Raw genomic sequence first — 17,722 nt, 5'->3', positions numbered from 1 at the left:
GATGAAAATTAAAAATTTAAATTTTGTTTTTGTAACGTAAAAAAGACCCGGATTTATACGCTCCGGGCTGTGTAGTCTTTATAGTATTTTTAGTTATTATTAGGCTGGAATCCTATTAACTTCGCTTTTTTATCAATTCCGCCTGTTTCATCATTCGGAAAGGTGATAACGGAACTGATATAATCCCAGCGCAACAGCAAATTGGTTACACAGTTTTCTTCTGTTTGTTTGTCCTCAGGTATTGCTGTTCCATCATCCTCCTGAACCTTTGTTCTTTTGTAACAGGGGTTTTCTACCCAAATTCCCATATTTTCTGTTTTTATTAATTTTACGAGATACCATTGATCTGGTTCGAATATTCCAGTAACGGGTCCCTTTAACGTCTCGGGGAAATTTTTAAGCTTAATCTGGATCTTTTGGTTGATAAAGCGCTCGAGATACATAATTATCCTCCTATAACTAGGCTTGGTCGTAAAAAGAGTTTCCCATATACTGTTCCATCTATGAAAATTTTTAAACATTATAAACAGGAAAAGGTAGTTTATAGTTTAATTGCTACTCAGTGAAACAAAAGAAAATATAAAAAATGATCTTAAAGGTTTAAAAGCTCTTCATAAGGGTAGGTATTTTACATATACCAAAAGTCCTAATTACATAATTCTCTTTATTGATTTAATCATTTTGAGAAAACAACACTATTTCCAGCCAGGACTTTAAATAATGAAAACAGGGGGATTTTATGAAGAAATTTGGTTTGTTTAGCTTATTATTAATTTTTGTATTTGTTCTAGCGGCGTGTGGATCCGAGGAATCAAGCGGCAGTGACAGCGACACTGGCGGTGAAAACGGCAGTGAAGAGACCACAGCTTACAGGGTTGGGATTGACACGACTTATCCGCCGTTTGAATTTGAAGAAAATGGAGAATACACAGGTATAGATATCGATTTAATTAATGCAATTGCAGAAAACCAGGATTTTGAAATTGAATTTAACCCGATGGATTTCGGCGGAATTATTCCAGCTATGCAAGCAGGGCAGCTAGATGTGGCAATTGCTGGTATGAGTATTACAGAAGACAGAAAAAAGGTTGTTGATTTTTCAGATCCTTATTTTGATGCTGGCCTTACGCTAGTTGTTCAGGAAGAGAACGAAGAAATATCTTCTCCTGAGGATTTGGCTGGAAAGACCGTTGCTGTAAAAAAAGGCACAACAGGAGCAACTTGGGCTAATGAGCACAGAGATGAGTATGGAATGGAAGTTGTCCAATTCAACGACTCTCCGGCAATGTTCCAGGAGGTTACCAACGGGAATGCGGATGTGTTGATAGAGGACTATCCTGTTATTGCTTATGCAATCTCACAAAATGATTTAGGTTTGAAAACTGTCGGTGACCGTTTAAATGGTGATCAGTATGGAATCGCTGTATTAAAAGGCGAAAATCAGGATCTTCTCGAAAAAATCAATACCGGCTTACAGGAATTAAGGGATTCTGGTGAGTATGATGAAATCCTTAACAAGTACCTTTCAGAAGAGTAAACAATAAAGAAAGAGCGCTCGCAGGCGCTCCTTCTTTATTGTAAATAACAAGGATTAGTTTCCTTTGCAGCAAAGCTATAACTTATATTGAGCAAAACGTGCCCTGTTAAGAACAGGGCGATTTTGCCTGTGTGAAAGGAGATGGGGAGATTTGGAGACGATCATGAACGCACTTCCATATTTACTGGAAGGATTAAAGACTACGCTTTACATATTTGTAATCGCAATCATAGCAGGATTTATTCTTGGGTTAATTTTAGCTTTGATGAGGCTGTCACCTTTTAAAATTTTAAATTGGATTGCAAAGGCATTTATTGATGCCGTAAGGGGAACTCCTTTTATTGTTCAACTATTCTTTATTTATTTCGGTTTGAATTCTTTAAGCTGGGTATCTTTTGATAATTTTACCGCAGGGATAATCACTGTTGCGATTAATGCAGGAGCTTATTTCGCTGAAATTATCAGGGCAGGTATCGAAAGTATCGACAAAGGGCAGGCAGAGGCGGCCCGCTCATTAGGTCTGTCGAGTAAACAAACGATGAGATACATCGTTTTGCCGCAGGCATTTCGGCGCATGCTTCCTACGATTACAAACCAGTCGATTATAAGCCTTAAAGATACTTCGCTGCTCTCGATTATTGGTATTGCAGATTTGACGCAGCAAGGTGAGATTCAGGCGTCTGCAACCTTTGAAGCTTTTAAAATATGGCTGACTGTCGGTATTATCTATTTCATCATCATTTATTTATTATCTTTACTTGCTAATTTCCTTGAAAGGAGATTTGAACTCCGATGAGTATAATTCAAGTGAAAAATTTAAAAAAGAAGTTTGGAGATTTAGAAGTTTTAAAAGATATCAATGCTGAAGTGCAAGAAAAAGAGGTCGTATGTGTTATTGGCCCATCTGGGTCCGGGAAAAGTACGTTTCTGAGATGCTTGAATCGGCTTGAGGATATCACAGCGGGCCAAGTGGTAATAAATGGCCATAACATCACAGACCGAAAGATTAATATTAATAAAGTTAGAGAAGAGGTTGGCATGGTTTTTCAGCAGTTTAACCTTTTTCCTCATAAGACGGTAATGGAAAACATTACGCTTTCTCCGATTAAGGTACATGGTGAATCCAAGAGCGATGCTGAAAAAAGGGCCAAGGAGCTCCTCGATAAGGTGGGGCTTAGCGATAAAGCACAAGCTTATCCTGGTCAGTTATCAGGGGGCCAAAAACAGCGTGTAGCTATAGCAAGGGCCCTTGCTATGAATCCTAAGATCATGCTTTTTGATGAGCCAACCTCTGCTCTGGATCCAGAAATGGTTGGCGATGTTCTCGAAGTTATGAAGCAGCTTGCTATTGAAGGGATGACAATGGTTGTTGTTACCCATGAAATGGGCTTTGCCCGAGAGATGGGGGACCGGGTTATCTTTATGGATGGTGGATACATTGTTGAAGAGGATAAGCCTAATGAATTATTTGGAAATCCTAAGCATGAACGAACAAAAGCTTTTTTAAGCAAAATCTTATAATGTTTCCGGAAATGCAGTTGATATCAGCGATAAAAGAAGAGGGTGTCCCAAAAGGTATAAACTTTTGGGCACCCTCTTAATCTTTAGGATAGCTTGTAAAAATGGTCCGTTGATTTCCGTTCCAGGCGCTTCGCTTTCCGCGGGGCTGGCGCTGAGCCTCCTCGCCGCCGTTGGCGTCTGCGGGGTCTCACCTGTCCAGCTGATCCCGCAGGGCTTTGATTGGGCATCCTCGAATTTGCCCACGCACGAAGGAAATGCGATAGCATTTTCGAGGAGTCTTCGCGCCTTCGACTCCAATCAACTCAGGTTTCTAAATTTATTTTTTATCGCAAAATAAAAACGGACCTACCGGTGTACTGATTGTATGAACTGCCCGCTCCAAACTACCTGTGCCAAAGACAAAGATACAAAGACTGTATAGGTCTCAGTGAAAAACCAACAACAGCGAAGAAGTTCGTGAACGTATAGTCGAGCCAGTATTGGGCAGTTAAACACAATCGCGCGTTTAAGAGATTTGGGATTAAGGTGCCTCTCCAAAAATACCACGGATTGGGGTCTTATTTGTGCTGTACACAATCTCCTGAAGTGGGCAGCCAATACGGAAAATGAACTGAACAAAAATTAGGGTAATTAGAGGAAGGAATATCCCTCTATCCTTATGAATCCATCAAACCAAACCCAGAAATTGGATAAAACAATAAAAGAGGCGACTCTCAAGTCGAATTTATTCAACCTTTTGAGTCAGCCTCTTCTTTTTTTGTTGTTGTTTAGGAATTACAAAACTTCTAAGTTGTGGATAATGGGACGTATTGTCTGCATCCAGCCCGAGCGCCTAGTGTATTTCACCCGCCTCAACGATAAGTCAACATCGAATCGCTTCCACTCCAAACGTTGCTTAAAAGGCGTTTGCGTTTTTTATTCTTAAAGCTTAAAGCTGCTTTTTAAGGACACACTGCGGTTAAAAACAAGCTTTGATTTGCTTGTATGTTTCTCGTCAACATTGAAGTATCCGTGCCTGAAGAATTGAAACTTGTCCTGAGGCTTAGCATCTTTCATGTTTGGTTCAATAAAGCCTTGTACTATTTCCAAAGAATTTTCATTTACATAATCAAGAAAGGTTTTACCCTCTATCACTTCTTCGTTCTTTTCGTCAGATTCTAGAATAAGCGGCTCATAAAGGCGGAATTCTGCGGGCAGAGCTGACTTAGCATCAACCCAGTGGAGGGTGCCTTTTACCTTGCGTCCGGTAAACCCCGAACCGCTTTTAGTTTCTGGATCGTACGTGCATCGAAGTTCAACTACATTGCCAGCTTCATCCTTAATAAACTCTTCACACTTAATGAAATAAGCGTGCTTTAACCGTACTTCATTACCAGGGAAAAGACGGAAATACTTCTTCGGCGGATCTTCCATAAAGTCTTCCTGTTCAATATAAATTTCACGGGAAAAAGGAATTTGGCGCACACCCATCTCTGGGTTTTCAGGATTGACTTCGGCATCAAGCCATTCAACCTGGTCCTCTGGGTAGTTAGTGATAACGACCTTTAACGGCTTTAGCACACCCATTGTACGTGGTGCTTTTAATTTCAAATCTTCGCGAACAAAATGTTCAAGCATCTGTGCATCAACTGTGCCAGAGCCTTTGGATACACCTGCTGCAATCACAAACTCACGGATAGCTTCAGGAGTATATCCCTTTCTCCTCAGTCCGGATATGGTTGGCAGGCGAGGATCATCCCAGCCGTCAACAAAACCTTCATCAACAAGCTGTTTCAGCTTTCGCTTACTCATGACGGTATTAGAGATGTTCAGACGGCCAAACTCAATCTGCTGAGGTGTACTAGCCATGTCACATTCACGGACGACCCAATCATAAAGAGGGCGCTGGTCCTCAAATTCAGTTGTACATAAAGAATGTGTCACGTCCTCAATGGCATCCTCTAGAGGATGAGCAAAAGCATACATCGGATAAATGCACCATGTATCCCCCGTATTGTGGTGGGTTGCGTGAGATACCCGGTAAATAACGGGATCCCGGAGGTTAATATTAGGTGAACTCATATCAATTTTTGCCCGTAAAACCTTGGCGCCATTTTCAAACTCGCCCTTACGCATTTGCTCAAAAAGATTAAGGTTTTCTTCAATCGAGCGGTTTCTAAAAGGACTTTCTTTTCCAGGTTCAGTTAGAGTTCCACGGTATTCCCTAATTTGTTCCTGTGTTAAATCATCAACATAAGCCTTGCCTTTTTTTATTAGAAGGACAGCACGTTCATACATTTCTTCAAAGTAATTGGATGCATAGAAAAGGTTCTCCCACTCGTAGCCGAGCCATTTAACGTCTTCTTTTATAGAGTCTACGTACTCCTGATCTTCTTTTAATGGATTTGTATCATCAAAACGCAAATTAGTTGTCCCATTAAATTCATCGGCCAGTCCAAAGTTGATAATAATCGACTTTGCGTGTCCAATATGAAGGTAGCCGTTCGGTTCAGGAGGAAACCGGGTGATAACTTTATTGCGCTTTCCAGACTCGAGGTCCTCTTTTATGATCGTTTTTATAAAATTTGAGTTTTCTTCCAAGCTAAATCAGCCTTTCTGATTATATATGTAACGCTATTATATACAAAATGCATTCACTAATAAAGAAAACAAGTAAAGAACAAAGTTATCCTCCGGCACAGTCTAATGGCAGAATTTTCTTTGATTTCTGCAGAGATGTCTATAAAGGCGAAGGTGGGGCGAAGGAATACAGGCTGTCAGGTGCGTGGCATAAGATAAGAAGAAGGAGAGTTACAAAAGACAAACCACTCCGCAGTAAAGTGTTTTGTCAATCAGTTTATCCTTGGCTGCTAGAACCTAGAATCTGTAGCTTTACATTTTTAGAAATTTGTTTCGGGACTCAAGGAACTCTTCAATATTATGTGTAATTAAATCGTTAACTTCCCCTTGTTCATCTTGCCCATTGGAGATGCCTACATCCATAGGAAACGGAGCTGGCTTGATTGACCTTGTTTTGGACTGTGCCGCTGGAATAGGCTTTAAATGACTGGGGGTTCTTCTGAGGGCAGTTTAACATGGGGAGCTTCAAAACTAGGCTGAGCAGTATTGTTTTCAATGTATCTTAAATCGGATACTGATCCTGAGGAGTCCTCTAATTGGTCTTGGCTGGAATTAGTTGAACTGCTATCAGCTTGATTGTGTTCAGTAAGTACCTCTTTTATTGGCACGATCTGATGGGAAGCCGATAGATGGTCTATGGAATCATCAGATGCCCAGACTGTTTCAATTTTCAGAAGGTTATCTAGGTTTTCTACTATCTATCTTCTGTCCAAGATGTTCATAGCGGAGCTGCATAGGCTTTATTTCAGCCAATAATCTTTCTTTTTCTTGAACTAGGCCGTTTAAATATACTCCGTTTAACTTGATGATTTCTTTCGAATTCATTACTTACCTTCATTTTGGAATTAGCTTATAAAATAGTATAAAGGGGTGCTGCGGTGAGTAAATATAGATAGAACTTGACTGATTTCCCACTATTAACCAGGATTTATTCTCAAAATATATGAGTTTCATTTCTTTATTTTTAAAAAGAGAGACCCTCCCTGCAAGAGGGCCTCCCGGTAAATTATTTATTTTCTTCGCTTCCCTAGGCGATCGAGCTCTTGCATTTTTACAACAACTCCAAGGAGGGCTTTTGAAAGAGCTCGCCAGGTTTCGTTGGAGGATAATCAATTTAAGAGGAGTTAACTTTACATTGCCTAGTTTAAAGGAATAAACGGCAACTGCGGTATCAAATAGCAGAAGTAGAAGGAAAACTAATAGAATAATAAAGTTGCTTGACAGTGTTTTAAAAGAGTAACCAGTTCATCTGGTTTTTGTTTAAAAGGGATCCCGTTTCTTTAGGTTACCATTGTACAGTCGCAGAGTAGGAATTATGTCAGCCTGCCCAGACATTAATTCTAAAACTTCCTTAAAAACACAAAATGAAATATTCTCCGCCTTTTGCCTATAAAGTTATTAAATCTAAATATTATAGTATTTCACTTGAGACAGGTTTCAAGGGCTTTTTGGAAAAGCACTTAATCTAATAGGAAAAATAGGTTAAAACATAATACCAAGAGGGATAAACGGCCTATAGCTGCATTTTTTGTCGGACAGAGCCCCATGAAAACACTCGATCCAAATGGACCGAGTGCTTTAGTTTTAAAAGTGGTTACCTTAGAATTTTTTCAACCCCATATGTTCCTGTGTAGTTTTCAAGTGTATTTAAATAGCCAATAACATCGATAGTGTAGACCCCAGGAATAATATCGGGGATGCTCGTTTCTTCGTAAGTGGTAAGAGCACTTCCTGAAGAGCCAACCAGCGTTCCATCTTGATAACGCACCTCTAAATCCAAATCGTGAACAGGCAGGTTCCAGTCAATTCTCACTGTCAGACCAACAGTTTCTTTATCCAGCGTTATTTCCTTATAGTCGTGCGAAGCAGCGCCGATATCAGATACACCTAGGCCTACGGAACCATCCCAGGTGTATTCAGTTGTATAGGTATCATATACCTTGCCTGTCTTTTTATCGCGGTATTTCCCTATGTTTATTTTCGTATTTGCAGCTTTTTCTACTGCGTTATATGCGTTGATATAGCCAGCACCTACTTCATGGAGTTGATATCCTTCCATTTTATCTGCTGTTTGAACGATATAATCTAGCGCCATATCAGGAGTTAAATCGGGCTGGGCTTCCTTCATTAATGCTACCACACCCGAAATTTGCGGAGTCGCCATACTTGTGCCACTCGAAGTTGTGTAGTATGGAAGTTTTGCAGCATCGATATAGTCAACGTCAGATGCAGCACCCAAAGCATTCATCACTAAACCAGTGGAAGAACGAGTTGCCACAATGTCCACTCCAGGTGCAGTAATGTCTGGGTGCACATTTTCATCGCCAGGAATTCCGCGAGATGAGAAGTCCGCAAGCTGTTTATCTTTGGTTCCTGCAGCAACGCTTATGACCCAAGGCGCTGCGGAGTATGGGTTTAATGTATTGTCACTAGGCCCTTCGTTTCCAGCAGCAAATGCGACCGTCATCCCGGCATCATGAGCATTTTTGGAAGCGATATTAATTGGGTGGTTTGGCGTATAATCCCCAGTTGAACCCCAACTGTTTGAGATTACGTCAATATCATACTTTTCCTGGTTTTCAATCGCATAGTTGAAAGCTTCTATTGACCATAGAATATTAATACCTTCCCCTACTCCGAGTCCAACCAGTTTCGCATCAGGAGCAACCCCTGCATAGAGGCCGTCACTAGATGTTCCGTTCCCGGCAATTGTTCCTGCTACATGAGTTCCATGCCCTGATGTTGTATCGGTGTTCGGGACATTCTCAAGATATAGAGGCTCGTTTCCAAACATGTCTCCTGCAATAAACTTCACATTTTGAATTACCTTCTCGCCGAATTGTAAGTCAGGGTGAGTTGCATCAATACCGCTATCAATAACGGCAACAGTGACACCTTTACCTGTGTAACCAAGATCCTTCCATACTCTTTCTGCACCGATCAATTCACGGCTGTCATTCATGAAATACTGAAGATCTTCATTTTTATATATTGATAAAATGTTCGTTGCTGATCCGAGCAAGCTGTTGATTAAGCTGATTTTGCCTTTAATTGCTACCATTGGAAGAGCGCTGAATTGTTTAATTTCAATCCCAAGTGATTTTAAAAGGCTAATATCACCAAGCGAAGGCATCTCCTTATAAGTTACAATCGCTTCTACATCCATGCTGTCGATAGGATTTTCAATAAGTTCTAGGAGCTTTGGGTCGACTTCTACATTAAGTAATGCAGCTTTTGAATTAAAAGGAACTGCTAAGGACGAAAATAAAATACCAAACACTAAAGATAATACAGCTAAAATTTTAATACCCTTCATAATAAACCTCCCTAATATTATAAATATTCTGACCATTAAAATATACCACAAGCCAGCAGGCTATAAACCTAGCAATAAGGACTATCTTTGTAATAGTCCGTTGGCCTTATCAGCTGACATAAAGTAACTGAGGCGAGTGGCCAGGAATTCCCTGTCCTGACCGTTCCCGAAGGAGGTTGCGCCAGTTTCTAAAACGTCCCTGTTTTAAGTAGTGAAGATTAAGGACCTAATTTGGTTGCTTGTAGAGACGGCAATCATTTAAACTGTAAAAATAAGAAAAAAGTCAGCTGGAATGCTTGCCAGGAGAGAATGCGTATGGAAAACAAAGAAGCATATACATACTATGTGATGGATATCTGTCTGCTCGCAGGGCAAATCATGCTGCAAAGCGGGGCGGAAACTTATCGGGTTGAAGACACAATGACGAGGATTGCATCCTCATATGGAATAGAAAAAACGCACAGCTATGTTACGCCAACAGGGATTATTTTTTCAGCAGAGGAATCGGGATCAGCGAAAACAAAGCTTGTCAGGATTTCAGACCGGACTACGGATTTAAAAAAAGTTACGATTGTAAACGATATATCACGGCGAATCAGCAGCGGAACGGTAGGAGTGGAAGAAGCGCTTTTGCTTCTGCGGGATGTTGATAAGTCATCGATTCCTTTCTCGGCAGCATTACAAATAACAGCGGCAGCAATTGCAAGCGGCTGTTTTTTAATCATGTTCGATGGAAATTGGCATGACTTTCTGCCTTCTATGCTAGCGGGCGGGTTTGGGCTGTTTTGTTTGATCTTTTTTCACAAGTTAGTCCCTGTAAAGTTTTTCGCTGAGTTTCTAGCTGCTTTAGCGATTGGCTCGCTGTCTTTCTTCTTTGTACAGACCGGGCTCGGGGAAGAATTGGATAAAATTATTATCGGTTCGGTTATGCCGTTAGTACCGGGTTTACTTATAACGAATGCTGTTAGGGATTTAATGGCAGGGCACTTGGTTTCCGGCCTGTCCAAAGGAGCGGAGGCCTTTTTAACGGCATTTGCAATTGGTTCAGGTATTGCGGTCGTATTAACTCTATTTTAAAGAAACTATCTATGGAGGAACTTGATGAATATACTTGAACAAATCATCACCAGTTTTGTCGCCTCTGCGGGGTTTGGAATAATCTTCAATGCTCCGAAAGAATCCCTTATAAAATGCGGGTTAACAGGAATGTTTGGCTGGATCGTCTATATAACAATGGCAAACAATGAATTTGATACAGTTTTTGCAACCTTGGCTGCATCCTTTGTGGTGGCGGTGACTAGTACAATTTTTTCCCGGATTTATAAAACACCGATGATTATTTTTAGTGTTGCGGGTATTATTCCGCTGGTACCTGGAGGCATGGCCTATGATGCAATGAGGAATTTCGTTGAAAATGACTATAATACAGCAGTTTCACTCGCGGCTAAAGCATTCATGATTTCAGGTGCGATTGCAATTGGACTCGTTTTCTCAGAGGTTATTAACCAGGTAATCCGCCAATCAAAATTAACAGTTAAAAAATAAAAAAGATACATAAGTGTATTCAATATGGTCAAGCAAGTAAAGTTAGCGTGATATAAAAAGTTTTTATTATATCCTAAAAATAGGAAAGCGTTATTCTTCCTATTTATAACTTTCTATGTTACTATTTAGTAACTAAAAAATACTTTGTTACCCGAAATATAATATAGAGAAGCTTGAATTGTTACGGAACTGCCAATAATACATTTTGTACCATATTCTAATTTATGGATCTCATACAGGAGATTCTTTTTTTATAGTTAAGGAAAAGGTCTGAGTTGTGGATAATCGCATTCGCTTTCTGCGGCGGAGACCAGCGCGCAGTGTACTTGTCTAAAGGCAGCTTGCGCTTATTCTTGATTTCTAGAGAATGGTGTTGTCTCGAATGGGCTTTTTGAGGTCTTGATTTGGGTAGCGGGTCACTATGTGTTTTTATAGAAAGAAGGAATTGTTTGTGAATTCTCAAATAAAAGAGCCTTTATGGTCTAAATCTTTTATAATGCTTATGGTTGGAAACTTGTTTACCTTTATGTCGTTCCAAATGCTGATTCCAACCCTGCCGCCGTATATCAAATCAATCGGGGCATCGGGACTGGAAATTGGCCTGGTAACGGCTCTATTTTCAATTGGTGCCGTGCTAAGCCGGCCCTTTATTGGATATATGCTAGAGTATAAAGCCAGAAAGCCGCTTGTTTTAATAGGAGCCGGAATGCTCTTGGCCGTTACCTTCATTTACCCGCTATCGCAAATTGTCATCGTATTCTTGTTGTTCAGGCTTGTGCATGGACTTGCATGGGGTTGGTCAACAACTGTTAATGGGACGGCAGCTGTAGATGTGGTGCCGAATTCACGGCTTGGCGAAGGAATGGGTTATTATGGTCTTTCTATTACGATTGGGATGATTGTCGCACCCAGTCTCGGCATCTTCTTATATCAAGTGACTTCTTTTTCAAACTTAATTTATATCTCTGCTTCTCTAGGTTTCATTGCTATTGTGCTGCTTTCAACTGTTCATTATCAGACACCGGAGGCAGTAAAAGATACAAAAAGGGAAGATTTAAAGTTCTCTTATTTCGGTTCACTGATTGAGAAGTCAAGTTGGTACCCTGCTTTTATTACAATCATAGCGACGTTTGGATATGGCTCGATTGCAACATTTATTGTCATCTTTGGTGAAGAGCGCGGTATTGATCAAATTTTCCTTTTCTATTTGTTTAATGCTATTATGGCTTCCTTATCAAGACCTATAGCTGGGAAGTGGTTTGATACACGGGGACCAAGAGGGATTGTGCTCTTTTGTTTAGCTGTAACCTTTGTGGGAATGTGGGTCTTGTCATTTGCCCATTCCAACCTAATGATTGCTGTAGCGGGTATTCTGTTTGGGATCGGATTTGGATCCTTAATCCCTACCTTGCAATCCTGGACGCTTTCGATGACTGCTGCAAACCGCCGCGGTGTTGCAAATGGGATGTTCTTTTCATCGATTGACCTTGGGATTGGCCTTGGCGGGCTAATTTTTGGTGTTCTGGCTCAATTTATAGAACTTGGCACTCTTTTCCAAATTTCAAGCTCATTTCTTATCATCGCCATTGTAATGACCATTATCGAAAGCAAACGGACTAAAGCTAGCCTGCGCGAACGGGAAGCCTAAGGTGACAGGCACCATCCAGAAAACTGGATGGTGCCTGTCACCTTTATTTGCTTAAGAGAATGTTGTTATTTTCCTTTAAAAAAGTTAAGGTTATTTTATAGTTTTATAGAGAGGGAGGAAGTCTCCTTGTTCGAACAAGCACAACAATATTTACAAAGTTATTTTGGATATAATACATTCCGCAGCGGGCAGGAAACAGCAATCCGGTCGGTTTTAGAAGGTAAAAATACTGCTTGTGTAATGCCAACGGGCGGAGGGAAATCGATTTGTTACCAAATCCCTGCGCTGGTTCTTCCGGGAACGACGATTGTGATATCTCCGCTCATTTCTTTAATGAAGGATCAGGTGGACACACTGATCCAAGTTGGAATACCTGCCGCGTTTATTAATAGCTCGATAAGTGCCAAAGAGGCATATGAGCGGCTCCAGGCAGCAAAGGAAGGAAAGCTCAAACTGCTCTATATAGCACCAGAACGGCTTGATGCTTATGATTTTATGCTTGAGCTGCAGGATATGGAAATCTCGCTGATAGCAGTTGATGAAGCCCACTGTATATCGCAATGGGGCCATGACTTTAGACCAAGCTATCGTAATATACAAAGGATGATCAGCAGTCTTCCTGGACGACCGGTTACGCTGGCCCTCACGGCAACAGCTACACCAAAGGTGCGTGAGGATATTTGCGATAGCTTAGACATCAATGAACAAAACACAGTTATTACAGGTTTCGAACGTGAGAACCTTAGCTTCTCTGTTGTAAAAGGTCAGGATCGGCTTACATTTGTTAAAAATTACATTAAAAAGAACGAAAAAGAAGCGGGTATCATCTATGCGGCAACAAGAAAAACGGTCGATCAGCTATATGAACGGCTGCTTAGAGGCGGGATTAATGCAGCGAGGTATCATGCTGGTATGAATGACAGCGACCGAATGAACGAACAAGAACGCTTTCTCAATGACGAGGCTTCCATTATGGTTGCTACCTCGGCATTCGGAATGGGCATTGATAAATCGAATATTCGCTATGTCCTCCATTTTCAAATGCCGAAAAATATGGAGAGCTACTATCAGGAAGCAGGCCGTGCTGGGCGAGACGGTTTAAATAGTGAATGTGTTCTTCTATATTCAGCTCAGGATGTCCAGATCCAGCGGTTCATCATAGATCAAGCTCCTGATCGAAATCGAATTTCACAAGAACTTGAAAAACTACAGCTTATGGCTGATTACTGTCATACTGAAGGCTGCTTGCAGGCTAATATTTTGCGATACTTTGGCGAAACAGAAACATCTGATTGCGGCCGGTGCGGAAATTGTACGGATGCCCGGTCAAGCATAGATGTGACAAAAGAGGCTCAAATGGTACTTTCATGCATAATCCGGATGGGGCAGCGATTTGGCAAAAACATCACTTCACAGGTACTAACAGGTTCAAAAAATAAAAAAATCAGCGAGCTTGGCTTTAATACGTTGTCCACTTACGGAATAATGAAAGATAAAAGCGCCAGTGAGGCAGGAAGCTTTATTGAATTTTTAATATCAGCAGAGCTTATTGGAGTAGAGCATGGAACCTACCCGACTATTTTTGTGACTCCAAATGGCCGGGAAGTGCTGCTTGGGAACAAACCTGTCAAGAGGAAAGAAGCTGTCCAAATACGGGAAGTGAGCTCAGAAGATCCTTTATTCGAACAGCTAAGAGACTTAAGGAAAAAGCTTGCAGCGTCGGAAAAAGTACCTCCATTTGTTGTTTTCTCCGATACAACCCTTAAAGATATGTGCTTAAAGCTGCCACGTTCAAAAAATGAGTTTCTGGCGGTTAGCGGTGTGGGGGAACATAAGTTTAATAAATACGGAGAGTCGTTTATTAATGAGATTGTGGCATATTGTGAGGCTAATCCTAACCGGACGCCTGATCTTGAAGCCGTCACCGAAGTGAAAAAGCCGGCAAAGAAAACGATTACTGACTCTCACTTGGAAACCTACAAACTTTATCTAGAGAAGCTCTCAATAGATGAGATAGCCGAGCAGAGACAGCTGGCTGCTAGTACTGTTGAAAACCACCTGCTCCAGTGCCGTCAAGATGGGATGGAGGTCGATTTTGCCAGTTTTATTTCACCGGAACATTTGACTTTGTTAGCAGATGCCGTACAGAAGGCTGGCCGGGAACGATTAAAGCCTATTAAAGAATTGCTGCCGACAGAAGTTACCTACTTTATGATAAAGGCTTACCTTTATACGATAAAATAAATTTAACTGAATCTATAGGAGGCTTGTTTCCGACTTCTTGTTAAGCGGTCTGGACAAGCCTCCTTAGTTTGTTTCAAAAAGTTCCGGGGTATCTTAGGGTTAGGCTCTATCTTTAGAAGTCAAAGTTTTGACTAGCCGTTTTGCCAGTCAGCCGAATTCTTATATATATAATGAATTTCTGCGGTCATATAACAATTTTTACAGCCGAATTCTATTCTGTCTTGAAAATTTAAGACAACTGAAACCTAGTGATTAAATAAGTTTGTTACAATAAAGGGATACCGGTTGTTCTGAGCCTAATATGGAATAATCATATCTTTATTACATAATAATAATTGGTTTCAATTTCAAATATGTAACTGAGGAGCAGAGGCCTGTGGAAAATCAACTAATTAGGAAGTCATATTACGAAGCGTATATGGAAGAAAATGAAAAAATTCATCCGGTACGGGTGCTTGGTGCTATTTATATGGCAGAGCAGCAAAAGGAATTGCCGGATCTAAGTTATATACGCTTTGCCCAGGGTGAGGTGTATTTCCACAACAAGGACTATGAAACTGCAATTTTTAAATGGGAGAACATTTCGAATGAACTTGAACCTTGGGCAAAAAAGAATGTTGCTGATGCCTATTTTGAATTAGACTGCTTATCGACTGCAGAAGGCATATATAAATCTGTTAAATCAGACAATGATATCCTTAATACTGAAGTTTCTCTTCGTTTGTTTTGGCTGTATAGCGAGGAAAATAAATATGATGCTGCTGTTAAAATGATCAAAAAAGCTGTATCTCTTAAACCTGACTATTCTAATGTTACAGAGCTTGCACGAGCATTTTTTGAAGATCATCAGGACTGGGGAAATGCTATTGAACTTGCTGTTAATGAAGCTCTTCGAACCGAGTCCCCCCTTTGGTACGATATTCTAAAGGCCTATGCAGAAGAAGGACGAACCAATACGGTCGAACCAGGCTATTTTACACAAGTCTTAACAGAGCTGTACCGGCTGGATCCCACTAGATTTGAACAGCTTGCCGTGTCTCTGTGGATCGGTTACAAGGGTACCGATTTCTATTTTTCATGGTTAAAAGAGATGCATCGAATTCTGGCAGGGACGGAGGCTTCTCGGTCAGGCGACTGGCATGATTTGTCAGCTTTGTTTAAGGATACTTATTTAGAGTTGATTAGCGGTAAAATTAAGCTTAAATCGCTGGAAGGAATTATTCCTCTCCTGTTAACAAGCTGGATTAAAGTTACGGACTCTGCGCAGGAACTGGCAGCAGCAGCTGCTGTTTTATCTTGGAATGAAATGTTTCCATCTAGCCTTAGTGCAATTGCCATGCAGGAAGCAGAGTTCCTTATCGGGCGCGCCCAGAGTTACACACATGCAGATGAAAAAGCCTTGCAGCTATTTGACTCACTAACTGGCTGGGCTAAAGATCACAATCTTCAGGTTGCTAACAGACTGGAGTGGATCATTCGTGAGGTGGCAAACCTAACCACTCATCATTTGCTAATTGCCGGCACCCAAGGCAGCGGTAAATCTTCTTTGATCAATTCAATTCTGGGGAACGGTTTGTCAGAAGAGGCGAGTTCGGCAGTTAGAGTTTTCAAGGATAATCAAGAGGCCTCTGTTATTCAAATTACCGATGTTGAAATTAGAGAAATTACAGAGCCCGCAGAACTTAAAGCGGCAGCTGACCGGAATCCTTCAGGCTCGCTATTTGAGTTTGGGCTCGCTGCGCCATTTTTAAAAGAAAATAAACTCACTGTAATGGACACACCAGAACTGGATGGCACTTATTTTACCAGAAATGAGCTTTTCCGCTATACCGGATTTGCAGACAGCTTATTGTATGTCGTTGATGCAAACAAGCCCATCAATGGGAGAGAGATGGATTTGCTATCGCAGGTTCATAAACAATCCCCTGAATTGAGAATTCACATTCTGCTGACGAATCTTGATTCGATTTCGGGTGAAATAGCAGCTGCTCAGTTAATTGATGATACTTCAGAAAAAGTGAATGAAGTATTCCCAGGGGCAGAGGTATTCGCTTTTTCTGCGAGATACGAAAGCAGCCAGCAGCTGGAAGATTTGTCACAGTTTATATCCCTGTACACTCAAGATCGTGTTATTGAGACTGAGCGCATCCGAAAGCTGCTCTTCTTTATTCGTAAATCTATTCATTATTTGCTTGATAAACGAACTGAGATAGAAAGTGGGCTTACCGAGTCAATCAAATGGGATGAAGATATTACGTCCAAGTTAAACGGAGCTGTCCATCAGCTTGAGGATTTGCAGCATGAAAAAGTCCGTTCAATTAAAAAATCTTACTCGGCAATGAAAGAGATCATAAGGGATGAGCTAAAGAGCCAAATTCCTGAGCTCTTAAAAGGGAGTGCAGAAACCATCTCAGAGGATAGTGATTTCGGCAAAATTGACCAAGAGTTAAATGATGATATGAATACCCGAATCAAGTCTCATATCCAGACTGCGGTACTTCCAAGGGTTTATACAGAAATGAACAACTGGATCGGTTTTTCCAGAGGTGAATTTAATGAAAGCCAAGCCTATTTAGATGAAATGGCTGAAGGCTTTAATACTTTGTTTGAGGAAGAACGGTTAAGGCTTAAGTGTGATTTCAAGGTTCTCGAAGATTGGAGCCGAGATGCTGATCGAATGACAAGCGGGTATCAAATGGAACCTGTTAATATTTTACTCCGATTTAATCCATCGCATTTTTTACTTAAGAGTGCCGGTAAATTGCTGGGTGCAATCCCGCAGAATAAATCCATGTTATATAATCGGTATAAACAGTTTGTTGAAAATGAAGATTTCAATGAAGTAGCTGAGACGATCACTAATAAGTTCATGCAGCAGTTTGAACTTTTCGAGAATTCCTTAGAACGTGACCTGGTTCTGTTCTTTCGCGAGCCTTTTCATAACTTGAATGAAACGATACAAGAGGTGAAGGAGGATATGAAGACCAGCCAAGATTCACTTGCACTGATGAAATCAAATCCAGAGGTTTACCGAGATCCTTTAAAGTTGTTCGAAGTGAGGCTTCGCCAGTATGAGTGGATGTCAGAAGCGGATAAAGCGCCGAGAGTCAAAGCGAATAATCTTTAATTATAAAAAACTGCCTGATTCCTAAATGGAATCAAAGGCAGTTTTTTTGTTAAGGTTCTGACCAGCCTCAGCACTTTTGGAAATTGAGCAGCCGGCTCCGCTCTTATTTATCGAGCTGCGCCTCCTAGAAACTCGGCAAACTTCAGCTCCTCCAGCAGAAGCAAA

At 40.9% G+C, this 17,722-nt stretch carries 12 protein-coding genes; 8 read left to right on the top strand and 4 right to left on the bottom strand.

The genetic code is table 11. From position 1 onward, the window contains the following. Window positions 1–89 precede the first annotated feature (89 nt). A complete protein-coding gene (locus tag HRJ06_RS10210; protein WP_174732664.1) occupies window positions 90–443 on the bottom strand; it encodes a hypothetical protein in 354 nt (117 codons plus the stop codon). Between the two features lie 296 nt (window positions 444–739). Between HRJ06_RS10210 and HRJ06_RS10205 the strand changes: the two genes are divergently transcribed. The 3 genes from HRJ06_RS10205 to HRJ06_RS10195 all read left to right on the top strand — a co-directional run bounded on the left by HRJ06_RS10205 (window position 740) and on the right by HRJ06_RS10195 (window position 3,058). Further along, the gene (locus HRJ06_RS10205; protein WP_174732662.1) at window positions 740–1,537 is read left to right on the top strand and encodes a transporter substrate-binding domain-containing protein; all 798 of its coding nucleotides are present in this window, start codon (window positions 740–742) and stop codon (window positions 1,535–1,537) included. A gap of 151 nt (window positions 1,538–1,688) precedes the next feature. Next, a complete protein-coding gene (locus tag HRJ06_RS10200; RefSeq protein WP_174732660.1) occupies window positions 1,689–2,333 on the top strand; it encodes an amino acid ABC transporter permease in 645 nt (214 codons plus the stop codon). Beyond that, entirely contained in the window at window positions 2,330–3,058 is a 729-nt protein-coding gene (locus HRJ06_RS10195; protein WP_197969914.1) for an amino acid ABC transporter ATP-binding protein, read from the top strand. Before HRJ06_RS10200 ends, HRJ06_RS10195 begins: the two co-directional genes overlap by 4 nt. Before the next feature lie 921 nt (window positions 3,059–3,979). Here HRJ06_RS10195 and HRJ06_RS10190 read toward each other — a convergent pair. The 3 genes from HRJ06_RS10190 to HRJ06_RS10180 all read right to left on the bottom strand — a co-directional run bounded on the left by HRJ06_RS10190 (window position 3,980) and on the right by HRJ06_RS10180 (window position 8,993). Beyond that, the gene (locus HRJ06_RS10190; protein ID WP_174732658.1) at window positions 3,980–5,638 is read right to left on the bottom strand and encodes a glutamine--tRNA ligase/YqeY domain fusion protein; all 1,659 of its coding nucleotides are present in this window, start codon (window positions 5,636–5,638) and stop codon (window positions 3,980–3,982) included. Between the two features lie 717 nt (window positions 5,639–6,355). Beyond that, the gene (locus tag HRJ06_RS10185; RefSeq protein WP_174732656.1) at window positions 6,356–6,502 is read right to left on the bottom strand and encodes a hypothetical protein; all 147 of its coding nucleotides are present in this window, start codon (window positions 6,500–6,502) and stop codon (window positions 6,356–6,358) included. Window positions 6,503–7,271: 769 nt separating this feature from the next. Then, window positions 7,272–8,993: a S8 family peptidase gene (locus HRJ06_RS10180; protein ID WP_174732654.1), complete on the bottom strand. Its 1,722-nt coding sequence runs from the start codon at window positions 8,991–8,993 to the stop codon at window positions 7,272–7,274. A gap of 315 nt (window positions 8,994–9,308) precedes the next feature. Here HRJ06_RS10180 and HRJ06_RS10175 point away from each other — a divergent pair, with 315 nt between their 5' ends. From HRJ06_RS10175 to HRJ06_RS10155, 5 genes are all read left to right on the top strand, one after another. Beyond that, window positions 9,309–10,070, top strand: coding sequence for a threonine/serine exporter family protein (locus HRJ06_RS10175; RefSeq protein WP_174732652.1), 762 nt, complete (start codon window positions 9,309–9,311; stop codon window positions 10,068–10,070). A gap of 24 nt (window positions 10,071–10,094) precedes the next feature. After that, the gene (locus tag HRJ06_RS10170) at window positions 10,095–10,538 is read left to right on the top strand and encodes a threonine/serine exporter family protein (RefSeq protein ID WP_174732650.1); all 444 of its coding nucleotides are present in this window, start codon (window positions 10,095–10,097) and stop codon (window positions 10,536–10,538) included. Window positions 10,539–11,034: 496 nt separating this feature from the next. Continuing rightward, window positions 11,035–12,186, top strand: a complete 1,152-nt coding sequence (locus HRJ06_RS10165; protein WP_422392728.1) for an MFS transporter — start codon at window positions 11,035–11,037, stop codon at window positions 12,184–12,186. Between the two features lie 126 nt (window positions 12,187–12,312). After that, complete coding sequence (recQ, locus tag HRJ06_RS10160) at window positions 12,313–14,430, top strand: DNA helicase RecQ (protein ID WP_174732646.1); 2,118 nt, start codon at window positions 12,313–12,315, stop codon at window positions 14,428–14,430. Between the two features lie 376 nt (window positions 14,431–14,806). Further along, a complete protein-coding gene (locus HRJ06_RS10155) occupies window positions 14,807–17,557 on the top strand; it encodes a GTP-binding protein (protein WP_338421075.1) in 2,751 nt (916 codons plus the stop codon). Window positions 17,558–17,722: the final 165 nt, after the last annotated feature.

The organism is Mesobacillus harenae (genome assembly GCF_013343715.1).
GTDB classification, from domain to species: Bacteria; Bacillota; Bacilli; order Bacillales; family Cytobacillaceae; genus Mesobacillus_A; species Mesobacillus_A harenae.
The sequence above is the reverse complement of the archived record's forward strand: the minus strand, read 5'-3'. Positions and strand labels throughout refer to the sequence as shown.

Excerpts from the sequence above, each read along its gene's own strand:
- HRJ06_RS10210 (WP_174732664.1), bottom strand. The coding sequence starts at position 443 with ATGTATCTCGAGCGCTTTATCAACCAAAAGATCCAGATTAAGCTTAAA.
- HRJ06_RS10205 (WP_174732662.1), top strand. The coding sequence starts at position 740 with ATGAAGAAATTTGGTTTGTTTAGCTTATTATTAATTTTTGTATTTGTT.
- HRJ06_RS10195 (WP_197969914.1), top strand. The coding sequence starts at position 2,330 with ATGAGTATAATTCAAGTGAAAAATTTAAAAAAGAAGTTTGGAGATTTA.
- HRJ06_RS10185 (WP_174732656.1), bottom strand. The coding sequence starts at position 6,502 with ATGAATTCGAAAGAAATCATCAAGTTAAACGGAGTATATTTAAACGGC.
- HRJ06_RS10180 (WP_174732654.1), bottom strand. The coding sequence starts at position 8,993 with ATGAAGGGTATTAAAATTTTAGCTGTATTATCTTTAGTGTTTGGTATT.
- HRJ06_RS10175 (WP_174732652.1), top strand. The coding sequence starts at position 9,309 with ATGGAAAACAAAGAAGCATATACATACTATGTGATGGATATCTGTCTG.
- HRJ06_RS10170 (WP_174732650.1), top strand. The coding sequence starts at position 10,095 with ATGAATATACTTGAACAAATCATCACCAGTTTTGTCGCCTCTGCGGGG.
- HRJ06_RS10165 (WP_422392728.1), top strand. The coding sequence starts at position 11,035 with ATGCTTATGGTTGGAAACTTGTTTACCTTTATGTCGTTCCAAATGCTG.